This window comes from Brevundimonas sp. BR2-1, assembly GCF_037626195.1.
GTDB lineage: Bacteria > Pseudomonadota > Alphaproteobacteria > Caulobacterales > Caulobacteraceae > Brevundimonas.
In genome coordinates this window covers 142,280-157,855 of sequence record NZ_JARKMV010000001.1, presented here as the reverse complement: position 1 = coordinate 157,855, position 15,576 = coordinate 142,280, and the positions used below count along the sequence as shown (strand labels likewise).

14 protein-coding genes are annotated in these 15,576 nt (G+C 66.8%); 8 read left to right on the top strand and 6 right to left on the bottom strand.

From position 1 onward, the window contains the following. The first annotated feature begins 23 nt into the window (after nt 1-23). Both BrevBR_RS00805 and BrevBR_RS00800 read left to right on the top strand, forming a co-directional pair. Nucleotides 24-2,624, top strand: a complete 2,601-nt coding sequence (locus BrevBR_RS00805) for a TonB-dependent receptor plug domain-containing protein (protein ID WP_339999641.1) — start codon at nt 24-26, stop codon at nt 2,622-2,624. Between the two features lie 9 nt (nt 2,625-2,633). Further along, nucleotides 2,634-5,123, top strand: coding sequence for an alpha/beta hydrolase family protein (locus BrevBR_RS00800; RefSeq protein WP_292062156.1), 2,490 nt, complete (start codon nt 2,634-2,636; stop codon nt 5,121-5,123). Here BrevBR_RS00800 and BrevBR_RS00795 read toward each other — a convergent pair. From BrevBR_RS00795 to BrevBR_RS00780, 4 genes are all read right to left on the bottom strand, one after another. Further along, complete coding sequence (locus tag BrevBR_RS00795) at nt 5,056-6,807, bottom strand: asparagine synthetase B family protein (protein ID WP_292062153.1); 1,752 nt, start codon at nt 6,805-6,807, stop codon at nt 5,056-5,058. The genes BrevBR_RS00800 and BrevBR_RS00795 overlap by 68 nt on opposite strands. Nucleotides 6,808-6,809: 2 nt before the next feature. Then, nucleotides 6,810-7,454: a lasso peptide biosynthesis B2 protein gene (locus BrevBR_RS00790; protein ID WP_292062150.1), complete on the bottom strand. Its 645-nt coding sequence runs from the start codon at nt 7,452-7,454 to the stop codon at nt 6,810-6,812. A gap of 55 nt (nt 7,455-7,509) precedes the next feature. Next, nucleotides 7,510-7,632, bottom strand: a complete 123-nt coding sequence (locus BrevBR_RS00785; RefSeq protein WP_292062148.1) for a hypothetical protein — start codon at nt 7,630-7,632, stop codon at nt 7,510-7,512. A 95-nt stretch (nt 7,633-7,727) separates the two neighbouring features. Next, nucleotides 7,728-8,213 (bottom strand): helix-turn-helix domain-containing protein, encoded by a 486-nt coding sequence (locus BrevBR_RS00780; RefSeq protein ID WP_292062147.1) that lies wholly within the window; start codon nt 8,211-8,213, stop codon nt 7,728-7,730. A 233-nt stretch (nt 8,214-8,446) separates the two neighbouring features. Here BrevBR_RS00780 and BrevBR_RS00775 point away from each other — a divergent pair, with 233 nt between their 5' ends. From BrevBR_RS00775 to trbB, 4 genes are read left to right on the top strand one after another with little or no spacing between them, the layout of a single operon-like run. Further along, a complete protein-coding gene (locus tag BrevBR_RS00775; protein WP_292062145.1) occupies nt 8,447-9,076 on the top strand; it encodes a GntR family transcriptional regulator in 630 nt (209 codons plus the stop codon). After that, entirely contained in the window at nt 9,077-10,957 is a 1,881-nt protein-coding gene (locus BrevBR_RS00770; RefSeq protein WP_292062141.1) for a type IV secretory system conjugative DNA transfer family protein, read from the top strand. Then, nucleotides 10,944-11,384: a hypothetical protein gene (locus BrevBR_RS00765; RefSeq protein WP_292062138.1), complete on the top strand. Its 441-nt coding sequence runs from the start codon at nt 10,944-10,946 to the stop codon at nt 11,382-11,384. Before BrevBR_RS00770 ends, BrevBR_RS00765 begins: the two co-directional genes overlap by 14 nt. After that, nucleotides 11,384-12,340, top strand: coding sequence for a P-type conjugative transfer ATPase TrbB (trbB, locus tag BrevBR_RS00760; RefSeq protein ID WP_292062136.1), 957 nt, complete (start codon nt 11,384-11,386; stop codon nt 12,338-12,340). The genes BrevBR_RS00765 and trbB overlap by 1 nt, the downstream gene beginning before the upstream one ends. Nucleotides 12,341-12,524: 184 nt before the next feature. Here the strand turns inward: trbB and BrevBR_RS00755 are convergent, their stop codons facing one another. Continuing rightward, entirely contained in the window at nt 12,525-12,851 is a 327-nt protein-coding gene (locus tag BrevBR_RS00755; RefSeq protein WP_292062134.1) for a hypothetical protein, read from the bottom strand. Nucleotides 12,852-13,014: 163 nt separating this feature from the next. Continuing rightward, the gene (locus tag BrevBR_RS00750) at nt 13,015-14,241 is read right to left on the bottom strand and encodes a Fic family protein (protein ID WP_339999640.1); all 1,227 of its coding nucleotides are present in this window, start codon (nt 14,239-14,241) and stop codon (nt 13,015-13,017) included. Nucleotides 14,242-14,991: 750 nt separating this feature from the next. Here BrevBR_RS00750 and BrevBR_RS00745 point away from each other — a divergent pair. After that, on the top strand, nt 14,992-15,312 hold the full coding sequence (locus BrevBR_RS00745) for a TrbC/VirB2 family protein (protein ID WP_292062131.1): 321 nt from the start codon (nt 14,992-14,994) through the stop codon (nt 15,310-15,312). Beyond that, a complete protein-coding gene (locus BrevBR_RS00740) occupies nt 15,312-15,575 on the top strand; it encodes a VirB3 family type IV secretion system protein (RefSeq protein WP_292062128.1) in 264 nt (87 codons plus the stop codon). The genes BrevBR_RS00745 and BrevBR_RS00740 overlap by 1 nt, the downstream gene beginning before the upstream one ends. The last annotated feature ends 1 nt before the right edge of the window (nt 15,576 follow it).

Here is a 15,576-nt window from a genome sequence, read left to right as displayed (position 1 = left end):
CCCAGGCCGCGGAAGGCGCGGTCTTGCTCGACGAGGTGGTAGTCACAGGGACGCTGTTGAAATCCTCGGGCGATCTTGCCTCGCCGGTCGTGATGCTGGACCGCGACGCGTTGGATCGGCGGGGTTTCGGAACCGTCGCTGAGGCTCTGACGGACCTGCCCCAAAACTACGCCGGGTCGGCGACGCCTGTGGTTCAGCTGGCCGGATCTGATCGGGGAGGCTCGAATTCCGTCTATGCGACGGGGGTTAATCTCCGGGGGCTCGGACCTGCGTCGACCCTGGTGCTCGTCAACGGCCGCCGGTTGGCCGGAACGGGGTTCCGAGGCGAATTCGGGGATGTGTCCGCCCTGCCGTCGGCGGCGGTCGAGCGGGTTGACGTGCTGCTGGATGGAGCCTCGGCGCTCTATGGAGCCGACGCCGTCGCCGGGGTGGTCAATGTGATCATGCGCCCGTCGTTCGAGGGACAGGAAAGCCGGGTGCGGGTCGCCGCGGCGGAAGGCGGTGCCGAGGACGTCATGGCCTCGCATGTGGCGGGCCGGGCCTGGTCGTCGGGCTCCGCCTATATCTCCTACGAGTACCAGACGACCAATGCCCTGAACTCGCGCGATCGACCCTACACCGCCGACGGCGACCTGCGCCCGTTCGGCGGAACCGATCGCCGGGGGCTGTCCAGTTCACCAGGCAATATTCTCTCTTTTGACGCTGCGGCCGGAGCCTTTGTGTCGCGCTTCGCCATCCGTCCGAATGCAAGCGGCACCGCGCAGACGCCTGCGGATTTCATCGCGGGAAGCGCCAACCTTCAGTCTTCCATGCTGGGCGCGGACCTCGTCCCGGCCCTGGAACGACACAGCGTCTACGGCCGCGTGCGGCAATCCTTCGGCGAACGGTTCGAGACCACGGCCGACCTCCGCTACAGCCGACGGGCGTATGAGGTTGCGGGCGTGGCAAACGCGGGCGTTTTCACCGTGACCCAAGCCAATCCGTTCTTCGTCTCGCCCACGGGCGCAGCGTCGCACACCATCGGCTATTCCTTCCTCGGCGACCTCGGTCCGACACGCCAAGAAGGGACCTCGGAAAGCGTCGGCGCGACCCTGGGCGCGCGCTATGCGTTCGACGCCGACTGGTCCCTCGACGGTTATCTGGCGTTTGCACAGGAACGCGGTTTGGCCGGGGTCTACAATCGGGTGAACAGCCGCCTGTTGAACGAAGCGCTGGGCACGATCGCCGATGATCCGACGACATCGTTTCGCGCAAGCGTCGATGGCTACGCCAATCTTTTCGGAAGCGGGTCCGCGAACTCGCGCGCCGTTCTTGATTTCATCAGCGCCGGGTTCTCCGAGGCTCGCGACCGAAGTCGCGCGTCATCGGCCAATTTTCTAATCCAGGGCCCTTTGCTGACCTTGCCCGGCGGCTCGTTGCGGTTTGCTCTCGGTGCCCAGTTCCGCAAGGAGACGTTCGACACCGAGGTGACGTCGTTCCTTTCGACCGCCGCGCCCAGGTTCAGCCCCAGCCCCCAACGTGAAAGGTCCATCAGCGCCGTCTTCGCCGAAGCGCGTATCCCTTTGATCGGGCCGGATAACGCCAGACCCGGGGTACGCAGTCTGGAAGTCTCCCTGGCCGGCCGCTACGAGGAGTACGATGACTTCGGTTCGACGACCAATCCGAAGGTCGGGGTGGTCTGGTCACCGATCCAGAATCTGGGCCTTCGCGCCTCGTGGGGAACCTCCTTTCGAGCGGCGTCCCTGCCGCAGATCTATGATGCCGCCGGCGCATTCGGAACCTTCCTGACCCGCGCCGATGGCAGCTCCGCGCTGGCCCTCTTCCTGGTCGGCGGCAATGCTGACCTGGAGCCGGAGACCGCCGAGACGCTCACGCTTGGTTTCGACTATCGACCCCGAGGACGGCTCAATCTGAGCGCCAACTATTTCGACACAAGGTTTACAGACCGGATCGCCCAGCCCGTCGCCGAGAATCTCTTCGGCGTGCTCAGCGACGCGGCCTTGGCGCCGTTCGTGACCCTCGTGAACCCGGGGACGAACGCCGCCGACCTGGCGCTGGTCCAGAGCTATTCAAGCCTGCCGGGCTTTTCTCCTCTCTTTCCGGTCGCGTCTTATGCCGCCATCGTTGACGCGCGCTGGGTCAACACCGGCGACGTCAGGGTGAAAGGCTTTGACCTGTCCGGGGCTTACCCACTCCAGGTCGGCGACAGTCTGGTCACGTTCGATGCCTCCGCCTCCTATATTCTCGACTATGAGACGCGGCCCACGCCTGCAGCGGCGGTCCGACAGGTCGCGGGCCTGATTGGCTATCCGGTTCGCCTTCGAGCCCGCGTCGGCGCCATGTGGTCGCGCGGTGACTTCAGCCTCGGCCTCCACGCAAACCACGTTGACGACTACGAGGATCGCGTCGGCACCACGATCGAACGCTGGAACACAGTCGACGCCCAGGCGAACTGGATTCCGTCGTCGAGCCGGCTTGAGGGTCTGCGTCTGACCCTCAGCGTTCAGAATCTGTTTGACGAGGATCCGCCCTTCCACGACGCGCCGTCCGGATACGGATTCGATCCGGGACAGGGCGGACTTCTCGGACGTGTCGTCTCGCTTCAACTCACCCGGCGCTGGTGAGGGCGAGCCATGTTCAGTTCCCTTCACCGCCTTGTCTGGGCGGTCATGGCGCTCGCGTGTCTGGCGTCGTCATCCTTCGCCCAGTCGCGGCCCCTTGGGGTCGATGATGTTGTGACGCTCGAAGGATTCGGCCGAGCCTCCATCGCGCCGGACGGCGCATGGGCTGTCTACGAGAAGCGCGGTGCCTATGACACCACCCCGCGGTTCGACTTTGGAGGCCGCTCCACCTGGGCGATCACAGACCTCTGGCTTGCTGACCTGACGAGGCCCGCGGCTCCATCGGAGCGTCTGCTGCCGAACGAACCTGCAGGGCTGTTGCGCGGGGCCTGGTCGCCGTCCGGGACCCGAATGCTGGTCTACAGTTTTCGGGACGCCCGTCTGCAGATCGGGATCGTCACGCTCGCAGACAGGTCGGTTGAATGGACAGGTCTAACGCCGGAAATCCCGCTGACCGGCGCGGCGGCGGAATGGATATCCGACGATGAGATCGCGCTGACTGTCCGGCCCGATGGGAGCCTTCCTGCCATCCTGCGGTACTACGGCGGGAGCCAGGCTCGGGCGACCCAAGCCTGGGAGCGCACCGCGCTCGGCCGAGAGGCATCCCGCACGGTCGTCGAGACCCAAGGCGGCGTGGCGACGGCGGAAACCCCGGACGCCGTCCAGGCTCTGATTGTTCTCGATCTTCGGACTGGCGGGCGCCGGACGCTGGCTGAGGGCCGAATTGCTGATTTCGCGGTGTCACCGGATGCGCGGCGGGTCGCCGTGATCCTGGGCGAAGAGCGCATGGCCATCCGGCCCGAGTCCATCGTTCAGGCGGAGGGTTCGACCCGCCAGCGGCTTGCGATCATCAATCTGGTTGACGACGCAGTCGCCAGGCCGATGGACGCGTTCGATGTCGCGCCCCACCTCCTGCGATGGTCTTCGGATTCCAGCAGCCTTCTCGTATGGGCGCGTCAGGACGGAACGGACTGGACTGACGGCAGGCTGATGCACGTCGATCAGGCCGGCGCAGCCATGGTCCCGCTCGACGGGCTGACGCCCGGCGGAAGCGCCGACATTCTGAGGGGCGTCCGGGCGGAGTGGCTGGGTGGGACCCCGGTTGTATATGCGCGCCCGAAGGACGGAGAGCGTTTTGACTGGTACGCGCTTGCGGCGGGTGGACGACCGGCCCCGATGACCGGCGAATTGACATCCGTTCCCTCCCAGATTGCCGCCGTCGCCGGGGATGCGATTTTTCTGATCGCCGATGGCGGTTTGTGGACTGTGGGGTCGAAGGGCCTTCAACGCGTGGGACCGCCGGATCTGCTGGTGCGGAAGGTTGAGATCAGCGATATCGAGAAGCCGTTTCGGCTCAAGGTGAATGACGCGCCGCGTCAGAATTGGGTCGCCATGCTCGGACCAGAAGGCGAAAGCCTCGTCCTGACAGGCGCGGGCGCGGTGCGACGGATCGGTCCCGGTGTTGGTGAGGGAGGCCGGGTGGTTGCTGTGTCCTCGGAAATGGCGCTGGTTCTGGACCGCGTCGAACTCGTCGAAACCCTGCGCCTCAGGACGCCCACGGGCGTTTCCGACCTGGATCGGGTGAACGCGGGGCTGGCCGACGTCACCCTCGTGAAGCCGGTGGCGGTGGATCATCTGGACGCGCGGGGCCGCCACACGCGGAGCTGGCTATTCCTGCCCCCGTTGAGCGGGTCCGAAACGATCAAGGGCCTCGTGGTCCAAGTCTATCCCGGGTCTGTGGATGCCGGCGACTGGTCCGGACCGCAGACACTCACCTATGGCCTTCGGGCGGTGGTGATGGCGGGCGCAGGGTATGCGGTGCTGACGCCGTCGATTCCGATAGGCGAGGAGGGGACGACCGCAGTCGACTTCCTTGTCCGAAGTGTCGATGCGGCGGTTGATGCGACCCTGGCCGCCCATCCCGAACTGCCGCGCAACCGCATCGCCATTCAAGGCCACAGCTTTGGGGGCTACACCGCCTTGGCCGTCGCCACGCGATCGGCGCGCTACCAGTCCTATATCGCCTCATCCGGAATGTCGGACTGGTTCGGCGAATGGGGGGAGTTCATCCCCGCGACCCGAGTGATGCCTGAGGACGGCTTCATGATGATGAACCAGCAAGGCTATGTGGAGGTTGGGCAGGGCGAGCTTGCCGAGCCGCCCTGGGCCAACCCGGGAGCCTATATCGAACACAGTCCCTATCTTGCGGCGGACCGGATCACCGCACCGGTCATGCTGATCACGGCGGACAGGGACTTCATCCCGATGTCGCAGTCCGAACGGATGTTCAGCGCCCTTTACCGACAAGGGGGAACGGCGCGGCTCGTCACATACTGGGGAGAGCACCACCACGTTCTCAGCCCGGCCAACCTGCGCGACCTCTACGGTCAGGTGTTCGACTGGCTGGATCGGACCCTGCCGGGGTCGCCGATCATCAGTCCGGAGGCTTCAGACGTCGTTCCCATGCCCGGACCCAGCCCTCAAACGCCGCAGCCACAATGATGGTGGAATAGGCACCGCGCCATATCAGGCTCTCGCGAGTCAGAAGCTGATCGGCGGCGCTGCGGTCGAGGACACCGAGCGCCGCCAGCCGCCCGTCCAGAAGCCAGGGCCGCAATACGGCGAGATTGTCCAGGATCATCATGGCGTAGATCCGCGTCATGTCGCCTTTCGACCGGCGCTCGATGATCGCCCTCGGCAGTCGATCCCTGAAGGCGTACCTCGCCAGCCCTCGGTCGCGACCACCGAAAGTCAGGAGCGGGGTCGGAATCGCGAGGCACGCCTCGATCACGGGCTGGGCGCACATCGGGTGCCGCACATCGACGGTTTCGGTAAGCATCGAGGGCCCGTGTCGCGATACGCTGTCCAGGACGCCCGCGATCTGAAGTGTCTTGGCGGGACCGAACCCGTCGCAGTCGGCGAGCCAGGGATGCGCTACGGGTTGTTGGTGCGGGACAAGAATGCCCTCGTCTCGCACCGGAAGGCGCTGGCCCTCTCGGCCGTGGCGACGGGCCTCGCGGATCATCGACCAGACAGAAATTTCGTTTTCCGCAGCCAGGCGCGGGACATCGGGCGCAAAGAGGGCGCGCCAGCCCCGCGCCAGCCAGAGATCGGTGAAGACGTCGCTGGTGGAGCTTTGCAGAAGGATCGAATCCCCACCCTTGCCGGTCATCAACGCCGTCGCGCCGACGTCGTGCAGCCGGGCGGCCCAGTCCATGTCGTGAGGACGGTCGAGGGCATTGAGTCCGGGGCGAAGCCCTTGGGACGTGCGCTCTAGCCACGCTTCCGTCATGGCACCCGTGCGATGCGGCACGCATGTTGGGACGATCCCCAAGCCCTCGCCAAGCGCGGCAACATAGGCGCGTTCATCTGCTTCCGGTGTCGCGCCATAGGCGTTGAGCCAGAGGCTGACGTCGATAGAGGGGCTGCGTGTCAGGCTGGAAGCCACGAGGCTGGAGTCCAGTCCACCTGACACTTCCGCGGCAACGGGCCCTGAAACACTCGCCAGCCCCGCAACCGCTTCGTCTATGGCGGCGCGGATCGAAGCGGCAGCGTCCTCAAGCGAGGGCGGCGGGCCCAGGCTGCGATGCGCGACGTCGGCCGGGTGCCAGAGGGATCGGGCAGGAATGGACAAGGGGAGGGGCTGCACCGTTCCGGGGGCAACCGCGATGGGACCGTCCAGAAGCAGGGGGCCCGATGAGAGGAAGGGGTCCAGCAGAGCCTGCGATAGCCTGTCGACATTGATGCGCCAGGGCGGCTGGAGCTTCTCCACCAGCCAGTCCGGTGCATCCGAGGCGACGATCGTCAGGCCTTCGTGCGCCCAGGCGACGCATTCGAGCGCGCCGGAGGGATCCCGTAGGACCGACGCCAGTTGGGATTGGGCACCGAAGCGCACCCCGACGTACCGGCCCCAGAAGCGGGCGAACAGCTTGCGTTCATAGTCGTCTGGATCGTCTGCCCGGGTGGGGAGGACGGGTTGCCGCCGGTTGAACACGTCGCCGACCAGGGTCCATGGGCCGACCGCCAGGGTTCTCGGCGTATTTGGCCCTTTGACCCCAAGCCACGCGCGACCGTTGAGATCGGACACCACGAGGCCCTTGGACCGTGCGAGCTGTGCGAGTTCAGCGGAAAGGATTTTCGCCTCGGGATCGTCCGGACGTCGGACCACGATGAGGTAGTCGCCCACCGTCAGGCGACCATTATTGGCGTGTACCGATCCACGCGTTCGAGGGTGTCAGCGATGACGAGGTCGCCGATCTGCAGCCAGCAGTGTGCAGCGAACGGCCAGGTCCGCACCCCGAAGATCCAGTCGGTGTGGATGCCTTTGCCGGCCAGGACGCGTCTGAGCTGGAAGGCTCTCTGCAGGCATTCCCCTTCGAAAGGGACCCAAGGGAGCGCACCTCGAAAGGCAGCGACGGACCTGTCCAGACGAGCGTCGCCAACGGGTCCGCGCCGGGCAGAGGACGGAGCCGAAGTTTCGATGATCTGACGAAGCGTTCTATCCCGGAAGGCCATCGTCGCAGTGGCGAGCGCAAATCCGGTGTGGAAAAGGGTCCATTTGGGGGGGGACGACGCTGGCACCAACTCCCGTTGAGCCGCCTCTGGTGTGCGTCGTGGCGGCCCAGGGCGTTCACCAACGGCGATGCCGGCGGACAGCAGTTCAGTTGCAGCGGCCCTGTCGGGCACCACGACGGAACCGCTCTTGTCGACCACAATCCATTCCGCCGCATCCAGAAGGCAGTGGTACTGGTCGGCGTTCACATCCAGCATCACGATGTCTTCACGAACCTGCGCCAGGAACACGCCGTCAGCGCACCAGAGTTGAACCGTCATTTGTCTGTCCACCGCGCGTTGCGGACGATCGCCGTCGGCGACCGTCCGCTTTCGCTCAGGCCGGCTTGCGGCTGTCGAAGACGTTGATCTCCATATACTGGCCGCCCGTCAGGTCACGGGTCAGGGCCCTGGCGCTGCCGAGGGTGACGAGGCGCAGTTTGGGGGTGGGGGTTGTCATCACAGTCTCCTTGGGTTGGTCGCCACGGATGTGGCCTAAGGAGTGAGCGCGCGGCTCGACCGTCTGAAAAGCTATATCTGGAGTATATTGAGGGGTCAGCGTCCCGGTTTGGGGCGTTTGGAGAGCAACTCGGCCGCGCCCGTCTGTAACCAGGCCTGGGCCTGCTCGCTCGTCTCGTCGCCGTCCAGCAGGGTGTCGAACATCCCGGTGATCGCGGTGATCAGGGTGCGGGCGTCCAGGTCCATGAGACGATCCTGGATGGCCTGGTCGAACCGCTGGATCGCCACGGTGAGGATGGTCGCCATCTTGTTGTCGGCGCAGCGCCGGGCCAGCTCGGACGACCCGATCACGACCGAGAGAATGAGGGCATAGGGATCGCTGTTGGTCGCCGCGGCGAACCGGTGGATATGGTCGAGGTTCAGGCGGGTGGCACCCGACTCGAAGCGTTCATAGGTTCTGAGCGCCATGTTCATGGCGCTGGCGACCTCGGCCGTGGTCATGCCGCGATGTTTGCGGACCGCCTTGACCGCCGCGGAAAGCAACTCGCCGTCACGGGGCAGTTCAGGCGGCACTCCACTCATCGGCGAAACCTCTCAAACACGGGATGGTGCGACGGGACGCTTCAGTGGGCAACGCTCATCCTTTCGTTTCCGTACACAACCGGCGTTCGTCCGCCACAAAGCGGCGGGAGAACCGATGGCTCCCGGCGGATATCTCGACGTTTTATGGCGAAATTCGTGATTAGGGTATGCAACCGGTTGGCGAACCGGCCGGCCGCCGCCATCAATCCCGTGTTCCACTTCCGGAGACGGCCGTGACCCGAAAGCGCGATCCCTTCTTCCTTGCCCTGGAGAGCATTCGCCATCTGTCCGAGCAGGGCAACTATGCGCCCGGGACGCCCATCGTGATCATCGAGGAGGCCCGACGCCTGCGGCTGTCGACCACGCCGGTGCGCGAGGCCCTCGCCTGGCTGTGCGGCGAGGGCTTGGTCGAACGCGCGCCCTTCGGCGGCTATCTGGCCTCGCGGATCGACGCGGCCCTGGTTCGGGACCGGTTCGCCTTCCGGCTCCATTGCCTGACGACAAGTCTGAACCTGGCCGAAGCCGTGCAGGACCGTGATGAACCCGTTCCCTCGTCCGCCGCACCGGAAAAGCGGCTGGCCGAACGTCTCGGCCGCATCGTCCGGGGCGCGGGCAATCAGGTCCTGGCCAAAGCCTTCGAGCGGGTGGGCCGCCAGCTCCTGCCGCTGGCGCAGGCGGAACGGCGGATCCTGCATGATCGTGAAGCCGAGGCCGTCTCGATCCTTCAGCTAGCCGACTCCGCCTCGATGCCGGCGCTCCGACAGGCGCTGGTCGCCTATCACCAGCGCCGGATGGATGCCGCGCCGCTGCTGGTCCTCGATGTCTCCGGAGAGCGGCGGGATCCTCCCGGTGAGGCGGGCTAGGTGCCGGCGCGGCTGGCATGCCTCGGTCTGGGTCTGCTGCTGGGATTGCAGGCGGCGACCCAGCTGTTCGCCTGGACCTATCACTGGGCCGCGGCGCTTGGCCCGGCGATGCGGCTTCATCCCGACCTGGCGCTCTATCCGCCCTGGGCGATCCTGGCCTGGCGCGGGGAGTTCGGCGACGAGGCCCGGACAGCGGTCTCACGCAGCGCGCCGCTGATCCTGTTGGGTGCGGCGAGCGGCCTGGGGCTGGGATCGCTAGTCAGCGGCGATCGAACGGCGCGTCGGATCCGGGGATGGGGCGGCTGGGCCGAGGCTCGCCGCGCGGGCCTGCTCAGTCCCGCCGGCGCGGTCCTGGGCGTATTCAGGGGGCGGCTGCTGGCGACGGCCGATCTTCGGCCGACCCTCGTGACCGGCGGGACCCGCAGCGGCAAGGGGCGGGGCCATGTGACCCCGACCCTGTTGTCGTGGACCCCGAGCGTCCTGGTGCATGATCCCAAGCGCGAACTGTGGCGGATCACGGCCGGCTGGCGTTCGCGGTTCTCGCATGCCTCCTATTTCGCGCCGCGGGATCCGGCGTCCGCGCGCTGGAATCCGCTGGCGGAGATCCAGCCGGGACCGGGCGAGCTGGCGCAGGTCCAGCGTCTGGTGGCCATACTGTCCGATCCCGGGGGCGCAAGGGACGATGAGGCGATCTGGGACAAGGCCGCTTCGGAAATCCTCGAAGCCGTGATCCTGCATGTCCTCTACACCGCCGAGGACGCCGACAAGACCCTGCTCAAGGTGCGGGAGCTTCTGGCCGATCTCGACGATGCGGCCGACGGGATGATGAAGACCCTTCACCGGTCGGGGGCGGACGGGAAGCCCGAGACCCATCCGTTCATCCGGACGGCGGTGAAGGGCTATGCCGCCATGCACGACCGGTTCCGGACATCGGTGCAGGGGACGGCGCGGTCCTACCTGAAATGGCTGGCCGGCGAGGATGTGGAGCGGGCGCTGTCGGCGTCCGACTTCGCCATGGGCGATCTGATGTGCGCCGAAGCGCCGGTGTCGCTCTATGTCCAGGTGGCCCCGGCGGACGCCGCCGCGCTGCGGCCGCTCGTGCGATTGATGTTCTATGCGGCCGCCCAGGCCCTCACGGCGGAGGAGACCAGGGACGCGACCGGCCGGGAGAAACGCCACAAGCTTCTGATGGTCATGGACGAGTTTCCGCTCCTGGGGCGGCTGGCCTTCTTCGAGAAGTCGCTGCGTCTGATGAGTGGTTACGGGGTCAAGGCGATGTTCGTGGCCCAGTCGCTCAATGACATCGTCGAGACCTATGGTCAGCACAACACCATTCTCGACAACTGCGCGGTCTATACGGCCTTCTCGGCCCTGGATCCGTTGACCCAGGACAAGGTCTCCAGGCTGACCGGCTCGGTGACCGAAACCCGCACCAGCCGGAGCGGCCCCGCGGGACTGGGAACAGGCCGCAGCTCGGTGTCCCGCGCGGAGATCGAACGGCCCTTGCTGGAGCCGGGCGAGATTCGGTCGCTGCCGGACGATCAGCAGCTGGTGTTCGTGGCGGGGCATCGGCCGCTGCGAACCGAAAAGCTGCTCTATGACCGGCGCGAACCATTCCGGAGCCGCGCGGGGGAAACCCCGCCCGATCAGGGCCGGCAGCTCGACGTTCCGCCCCGCGCCCCTCATCCGTGGGCGGGACGCCGCAGCCTCGGGGAGGACGCGCAGGCCAGTCTGCCGCTGTTCAAGGAGGTGGCGGCGGCCATGGACGACAAGAAGGTCGCCGCCCGGGCGGCCGATATCTACGGGCGGGTGGCGCAGGAGATGGCCGCGCAACAGGCGGTCCTCGATCAGTTGCAAGGACCAGGAAATGCCCAGGACTAACCCCCAGACCGCCCGCGTGCAGGTCTATCTCACCGATCCCAAGCTCGCGACGGCGCTTAATCGCGAGGCGCGGGCAGGCCGGATGCCGCTCAGCCAGGCCGCCGGGCGGGCGATCTCGCGGGGGCTGCAGAAATCGCCTCATGCTGATCCCGAGGATCGGCTGCTGCAGCTCGAACGCTCGCTGAGGGACCACATGCGGTCGACGGCGAGAGACATGCAGATCGTCCAGGAGCTTCTGATCGAGGTGGCGCGGGCTTTCTTCCTGCGGCTGCCGGACGCCGTGGTCGATCAGGACCCGACGGTCCAGGCGGCCGTGGACCGGCGGATCGAACGGCTGCTCGACGCCACGGCCGCACGGATCGTCGCGGGCCGAACCGCGACCGACACGGTCGCCGGCGAACCCCGCTCCTTTGACCCCTCGACCTGATGGCGGTCCATCCAATCGTCGCGGAACGCAAGCTGGAGGCCTTGCGGCACGCGCTGGGGCCGACGGTTCTCGCCGCCCTGGAGGAGCCCGCCGTCGTCGAGATACTCGCCAACCCGGACGGGCGGCTGGTGCTCGACCGGAGCGGGGAGGGCCGTCGCGACGCCGGCGAGACCCTGTCGCCGGAGGCGCGCGAGCGCGCCATCAAGCTCATCGCCGACTATGTCGGAGAGACGGTGGCGCGCGAGGATCCGCGTCTGTCCGGCGTCCTGCCGGGGACGGGCGAACGGTTCCAGGGATTGCTGCCGCCGATCGTTGCGGCGCCGGCCTTCTCGATCCGCAAACGCCCCGCAGTGATCTGGGGGCTGGCCGACTATGTCCGCGACGGCGTGATGACGGAGGCCCAGGCGGACGCGCTGCGACAGGCGGCGGCCGAACGCCGCAACATCCTCATCTCCGGCGGGACCGGCTCGGGCAAGACCACCTTGGCCAATGCGGTGCTGGCCGAACCCGCCTTCGCGCGGGACCGGGTGATCCTGATCGAGGATACGCCGGAATTGCAGTGCTCGGCCTGGGACGTGGTCGCGGTGCTGACCCGGCGCGCGCCGGTCGCCATCGGCGTGGTCGATCTCGTGCGCGACGCGCTGCGGATGCGGCCGGACCGGATCGTGGTCGGGGAGATGCGCGACGGCGCCGCCGCGCTCGAGACCCTGAAGAGCTGGAACACCGGCCACCCTGGAGGACTGTCGACGATACATGCGAACTCCGCCGAAGACGTCCTGCGGCGCGTCGAGGACCTGCTTACTGAAGTGGTCGCCCAGCCGCCCCGGCGCGCGATCGCCCAGGCGGTCGACCGGATCGTCCATATCCGGCGCACGGCCGAGGGACGACGGGTGGAGGCCGTGCTCGCCGTCGAGGGTCTTGAGGCGGATCGTTACCTGCTGACGCCGCTCGCGTGAGGACAGAGCGCGCCGGCGCTATGCTGCTTCCTGGTGTGTCGCTGGCATCGCGACGCCTGGAGAAGCGCTTCGCCGCCGCGGCCCGTTGATGCGGGCGCGGCCGGCGGCGCGGCCACGCGCAGGTCCGGTCAGTCCGGTCAGGAAGGCGACGTCCGGGCGTGGTCGTTCCGGTTGCGGCGCCGCTTTACGACGGCCAGACGGCGCGCAGCCCTTCCACCAGGCGGTCGCGCCGGCCGGGCCCGAGCTGGTCCAGATTTCGTTGCTTCCAGCGTACCGCCGGCAGGTCGGCGATGCCCGGCAGGCCGACGAGAGACCAATCCGGTTCGCCGCTTTTGAAGCCGATCAGGAATTCGCGATGCTCGGTCGGCATATCATCGACGATGATCGTGATGAGGGCTTCGCGCGCGGCGATCAGTTCGACGAGGCTGACCGGCTCCGGCGTCATGCCGACGAAGCCCTGCCGAAACTCAGATAGGCGATGTTGGCTTTTCCAGACCCGCTGTTTGAGCACCCGGAGTGTTCAAACTCCCGTATTGCCAAACGACCAGCCTTGGAACCTTGGCCGGGTCTGGGGAGAAGGGATGAAGACAAAAGTCCAATCATGCCGGCGCAAGGCGGCGTCGCCGTCAGCTGGCCTGATCCCGCGCGGCGACCCGGCCCCGCGTCCGTGATCGCTAGGCGTAGAGGCGTGGAAACAGGACGTCGAGCGTATCGGCCGGGAAGCGAAGCGAGACGGGTCCTTTCGGCGTATCGGACACGAGGAGCTGGCGTTCCGTCAGTTCCTTGAGGATGCGCCGGGCGCTGCGTTCGGGAAGGCGGGTCACGCGCTCGGCCTCGCCGCGGTCGAGTTCCCCCCGGATCAGGGTTTCCTGAAGCAGGGCATTGGCCTCCGCCGGGAGACCCGAGATCAGAACATATTTCGTGAGGCGGTCGGACAGGCCGTTCAGTTCGAACAACTCTCCCATGTACCGGACCTGCTCGAGACAAACCTCCAGGAACCAGGCGGTGAAGGACTCGAGTTGAGTCAGGGACAGATGCCCCCTCCCGTCACGGTCCCCGCGGCGGACCTCGTCGGCTCGCGCCATGTGACGCTTGTACTCGGTCCGTCCTTCCGGTCCCGGATCAAGGCCCCGAGCCAGTCCCCGCGAGATCGACCACAGTCCGTGAGCTCCGATTCCGGCTTCATGCGCCATGGCGTGACTCATCAGCCGTCCAACGCGGCCGTTGCCGTCGGGAAACGGATGGATCCAGGCAAACCTGTGGTGGGCGGTGGCCATCGCGACGATCCGGCTGGACCGGCCCGGGCCCACGCTGATCAGCTCCTCTCCGGGCGCCGGCTGGAAGGCGAACCGGCGATGGAAATGGGCCATGAACGCCGGCACCTGCTCGGAGGCGGGCGGGAGATGATCGCCCACCTCGACATCCTGGTCGGCGCCACGGCGCCATTCTCCGGGCGTCATGAGGAAGGTGTGGCGAGCCCCCTTGATGGTCAGCATGGCCTCGGACGCATCCGCATAGAAGTCTCGGTGAAGACGCTGCAGGAATGCGGGATCTGCGGGATCGGGGAGCATGTGATCGGCGGCCAGGCGATCGATCTCCTGCTGAACGCGATAGTGGGCGACCGCCTCCGCCTGGAGATCCCGCTTGTCCGCATCGGAGACCCCGGCCAGCGCCCTTTCGATATCCCGGGGACGGGTGTTATGGCCCTCGATCAGGTTGCTGTAATAGGTGTTCATGATCCGGACGAGATCGGCCAGGTGACGCGCGGTCTTCGGATGGAGGCCCACGCCGAGCTCCGCCGACCGCGCGGCGAGGTCGGCGACGAGATCGGCGATCCTCGCCGGGAGCGTTTCGAGACGAGCGGGCTCGATACGGGTTGGAGACTCGGGAACTTCTGGCATTTTGGCCGATCTTTCCACGCGGAGTGATCCGCCACCCTTATCCCGGCAGTGTCTATAATGTAAGGCGTTTGAGGCTACAGAAGGTTCCGCCTTGCCAGTTTGGCCGATCTTCTGGCCTATCTTCTGGCCGATCTTCTGGCCGATCATTGACGCGGTCGACAGGGTTAAGGCGATCAATCGGAACGTCTGCAGACGGCCGTCCACGGCTTTGGGCAATGGATCGCCGGGACCGGGCTCGTTCTGGGCCGGCCGTCGCCAGGCCCAGCCGGGGAATATGGCGCGCGCAGCCCTGCGTGTTCCCCCGCGCCCCGAACTGCCGCTTCCGAACGCCGGGAGGACCAGGCGCACGGTCAGGGCTGCGCCCAACGCCATCGACAACAGGGAGGCCCGCGAATCGACACCGTGGTTCGCGCCTCTGTGAAGCGCGCGGATCCGAAGGCGGGGTCCCCGTTGAAGGGACGGCCCGATCGCCGGGACCGGCTGTTCTGAACCGTCGATATCGGAAGGGAGGCCGGCCAAAGTCCGGCTCTGCCGAGGTTTGGTCAAACGTCGCCGAAAGTCGTCGGACGGGTCGGGAAAGGTCATGGCCACGACCCTGGCAAAGTCGTTTGCCGAGTTAAACCAAGTCGTCAGCAAGTCGCATACAAGTCGTTGAAATTATTTGATCAAATGACGTTGACAGGCGGGGATTTTATCTGCTTGCAATGAGTCGCGGCGCGGTGACCTGCGCTGAAACAAAGGAAGCAGATCATGCAATGGAGACTGGGGCGCCGCCTGTTCGGCGCAGCGATGACGTGCGGCCTGATGCTGGCCGGACCGGCCCTGGCGGGAGGCTCCGGCATGCCGTGGGAAGGGCCGCTGCAGCAGGTGGTGCAGTCGATCACCGGACCGGTGGTCCAGGCCGCCGCCGTCGTGGCCGTGGTCGTCTTCGGCGCCGGCATCGCCATGAGCGAGAACGGCTCCTCGATGCGGCGCGGCCTGGGCATCATGTTCGGCCTGTCGATCGCTTTCGCGGCCTCGACCTTCTTCCTCGACTTCTTCGGCTTCGCCGGCGGCGCGGAGATCGGGTGATGGACCCGCGGCCGGACGGGTGGGAGCTGCCGGTGGCCCAGGCCCTGGCCGAACCGGTGCTGATGGCCGGCATGCCGCGCGACTACGCGATCGCCATGGGCACGATCGCCCTGGTGCTGGGCCTGGCGCTGCGGATCTGGTGGCTGGGCCTGCTGTGGTGGGCTGTCGCCCATGCGATCGGCCTGTGGGCGGCGCGGTCCGACCGGCGGTTCTTCGATGTTCTGCGCCGGCATCTGGCGATGCCCGGTCATCTGGACGGGTGAG

Bases quoted from the DNA above. Each gene is read 5' to 3' on its own strand.
- BrevBR_RS00765 (WP_292062138.1), top strand. From the start codon at position 10,944: ATGCCCAGGACTAACCCCCAGACCGCCCGCGTGCAGGTCTATCTCACC.
- BrevBR_RS00785 (WP_292062148.1), bottom strand. From the start codon at position 7,632: ATGACAACCCCCACCCCCAAACTGCGCCTCGTCACCCTCGGCAGCGCC.
- BrevBR_RS00740 (WP_292062128.1), top strand. From the start codon at position 15,312: ATGGACCCGCGGCCGGACGGGTGGGAGCTGCCGGTGGCCCAGGCCCTG.
- BrevBR_RS00790 (WP_292062150.1), bottom strand. From the start codon at position 7,454: ATGACGGTTCAACTCTGGTGCGCTGACGGCGTGTTCCTGGCGCAGGTT.
- BrevBR_RS00750 (WP_339999640.1), bottom strand. From the start codon at position 14,241: ATGCCAGAAGTTCCCGAGTCTCCAACCCGTATCGAGCCCGCTCGTCTC.
- BrevBR_RS00745 (WP_292062131.1), top strand. From the start codon at position 14,992: ATGCAATGGAGACTGGGGCGCCGCCTGTTCGGCGCAGCGATGACGTGC.
- BrevBR_RS00780 (WP_292062147.1), bottom strand. From the start codon at position 8,213: ATGAGTGGAGTGCCGCCTGAACTGCCCCGTGACGGCGAGTTGCTTTCC.
- BrevBR_RS00800 (WP_292062156.1), top strand. From the start codon at position 2,634: ATGTTCAGTTCCCTTCACCGCCTTGTCTGGGCGGTCATGGCGCTCGCG.
- trbB (WP_292062136.1), top strand. From the start codon at position 11,384: ATGGCGGTCCATCCAATCGTCGCGGAACGCAAGCTGGAGGCCTTGCGG.